This is a genomic window from Streptomyces millisiae (genome assembly GCF_031845425.1).
GTDB lineage: Bacteria > Actinomycetota > Actinomycetes > Streptomycetales > Streptomycetaceae > Streptomyces > Streptomyces millisiae.
Window position 1 is genome coordinate 1 of the sequence record NZ_JAVREM010000147.1, and the last position, 2,738, is coordinate 2,738.

Annotated in this window: 2 protein-coding genes; one reads left to right on the forward strand and one right to left on the reverse strand. The window is 72.8% G+C overall.

Features of this window, described 5'->3' with window-relative positions; all coding sequences use genetic code 11:
- Positions 1–127: 127 nt before the first annotated feature.
- A complete protein-coding gene (locus tag RNC47_RS35875) occupies positions 128–1,102 on the reverse strand; it encodes a carbohydrate kinase family protein (protein ID WP_311605027.1) in 975 nt (324 codons plus the stop codon).
- A gap of 138 nt (positions 1,103–1,240) precedes the next feature.
- Between RNC47_RS35875 and RNC47_RS35880 the strand changes: the two genes are divergently transcribed.
- Complete coding sequence (locus tag RNC47_RS35880; RefSeq protein WP_311605029.1) at positions 1,241–2,671, forward strand: hypothetical protein; 1,431 nt, start codon at positions 1,241–1,243, stop codon at positions 2,669–2,671.
- Positions 2,672–2,738: the final 67 nt, after the last annotated feature.

Consider the following 2,738-nt stretch of genomic DNA (forward strand, 5'->3'; position numbering starts at 1 on the left):
GTGATCAAACGCAAGATGTCCAACTGGCCGCTCAAACGGGCCGAGCATCGCAACCAGACACCACCCCCACCGGACACCATCACCATCACCCAGCGAGACACAACTACCTAAGTCACCGGCATTGGGCCTAGACGAGGTGGGGGCGGACCTCGTCGGCCGCCTCCTCGCCGTAGGCCTTGGCGAACCGCTCTATGAACGGGCCGCGGTTGAGGGTGTACTCCTGGGTGCCGACGGTCTCGATGACGAGGGTGGCCACCATGCAGCCGACCTGGGCGCTGCGCTCGAGCGAGGCGCCCCAGGCGAGCCCGGCGAGGAAGCCGGCGCGGAAGCCGTCGCCGGCGCCGGTCGGGTCGGCCTTGACGTCCTCCTCGGGGCAGCTGACCTCGATGGTCGGCTCGCCCAGCCGCTCGATGCGGACGCCGCGCGCGCCGAGGGTGGTGACCCAGACACCGACCCGCTCCAGCACCTCCTGGGCGGACCAGCCGGTCTTGGTCTCGATGAGCGCCTTCTCGTACTCGTTGTTGAAGAGGTAGGCCGCGCCCTCGGTCAGGGTCCTGATCTCCTCGCCCTCCATCCGGGCGAGCTGCTGGGAGTAGTCGGCGGCGAACGGGATGCCCCGGGTGCGGCACTCCTCTGTGTGGCGCAGCATCGCCTCGGGGTCGTCGGCGCCGATGTGCACCAGGTCCAGGCCGCCGACCCGGTCGGCCACGGTCTTGAGCTCGATCAGCCGGGCCTCGCTCATGGCGCCGGTGTAGAAGGAGCCGATCTGGTTGTGGTCGGCGTCCGTGGTGCAGACGAAGCGCGCGGTGTGCAGTATCTCCGAGATGCGGACGGAACTGGTGTCCACGCCGTGCCGGTCGAGCCAGGCCCGGTACTCGTCGAAGTCGGCGCCGGCGGAGCCGACCAGGACCGGGTTGGCACCCAACTGCCCCATGCCGAAGCAGATGTTGGCGCCCACGCCGCCGCGCCGCACCTCGAGCGTGTCGACCAGGAACGACAGGTAGACCGTGTGCAGCTGGTCGCCGACGAGCTGGTCGGCGAAGCGGCCCGGGAAGGTCATCAGATGGTCGTTGGCGATGGAACCGGATACGGCGATGCGCACGATGTGTCTCGCTCCTGGGAGATCTGCGTCGGAAGCCCCAAGGCTATCCGCAGCCGGGGACCGGGAACCGGGTTCGGCCGATCGCCGTCCAACGGGCATATCACATGACTGATCAGCGCGACCAGCGGGGAGAGAAGCGTGGTTGACGAGGAGAGCGTCGAGACGCCGGAGGAACCGGACGAGTCGAAGCGCCGGCGGTGGCCGGCGGTGACGGCGGTCGCGGCCGCCGTCACGCTGATCGCGGGCGGCCTGTACGGGGCGCAGAGCCTGTGGGGCGACGACGGCTCAGAACCCGCGACGCCGTCGTCCGGCGGCGAGGGCGGAACGTCGGCGGCCGAGTTGGTGCTCGACGACGCGGTGGGGGCGCCCGGCCTCGGGATCGCGACCCTCGTGCCGGCCGGCGAGCTGCCGAGCGCGCCGGAGATCGCGGCCGTCTACCGCTACCCGGAGCGGACGGTGTCGCGGGAGGCGGCGGAGGAGCTGGCGACGGCGCTCGGGGTGGAGCGCGAGCTCACCGAGCAGGACGACGGGACCCTGCTGACGCCCACCGACGACGCCACGCTGGCGTCGCTCGTGGTCCGGCCCGAGGCGCCGGGCACCTGGACCTACGGCCCCGGGCTCAGCGAGGAGCGCCAGTTGGCGCCGCTCGAGGGCGACCCGGTCGACGCGGCGGAGGCGCTGCGCGCGGCCGAGCCGGTGCTGACGGCGCTCGGCCTCGACGAGGACACGGCCCGGATCGACGCCGACACGGTGGAGGGGCCGCTGCGGACGGTCGAGGCGGTGCCGCTGCTCGACGGGCTGCCGACGGTCGGGCTCGAGACGACGCTCTATGTCGGCCCGGACGGCGCGCTCCAGGGCGCCATGGGCGCCCTGGCCCTGCCGGAGGCGGCCGAGGAGCACTCGACGGTCGGCGCGCGGCAGGCGCTCGACGCCTACAACTCGGACCCGAACCGGCCGGCGGTCGGCTCCGCGGAGCCGCAGTGCGCGGGCGTCGCCGAGCCCATGCCGTTCGCCGAGGGCGAGCCGGCGCCGGTGCCGCCGATGGACGACGAGCCGCTGGAGTGCGGCGCGGTCACGGACGACAAGCCGGAGTCGGCGGAGACGACGGCAGAACTCGGCCTGGTCCTGCACCAGTCGGAGGGCGAGCCGGTGCTGGTGCCGTCCTGGCTCTTCGAGATCGCGCTGCCGGACGCCGGCCCGGCCGAGGCCAGCTGGCCGGCGGTCGAGTACCGCCCGGCGGACCCCGCCGAGACCGGCGAGGGCAGCGCCCCGGCGAACCCGGGCGAGGGCGGCGAGCAGGACCTGGACACCGGCATGTCGGTGGAGTCCTACGAGCAGGACGACACGTCGCTGACGGTCACCTTCTGGGCCGGCGTCTGCGACGAGCACCGGCTGGTCGCGGAGGAGTCGGAGGACACGGTCCAGGTGAGCGTCGAGCCGGTCGACCCACAGCCGGGCCGCGAGTGCATCGCCCTGGCCGAGGAGCAGACGGGCGAACTGACACTGGACACCCCGATCGGAGACCGAACCCTGGTGGACCCAACCGGCACGGAACTGTCCGTCCGATAGGGCCTTTCCCCCTCCGCCGGAACGCCGGGCGGCGCAGCCGCCGGCTCCGCCTGGCGGCGGTGGGTGT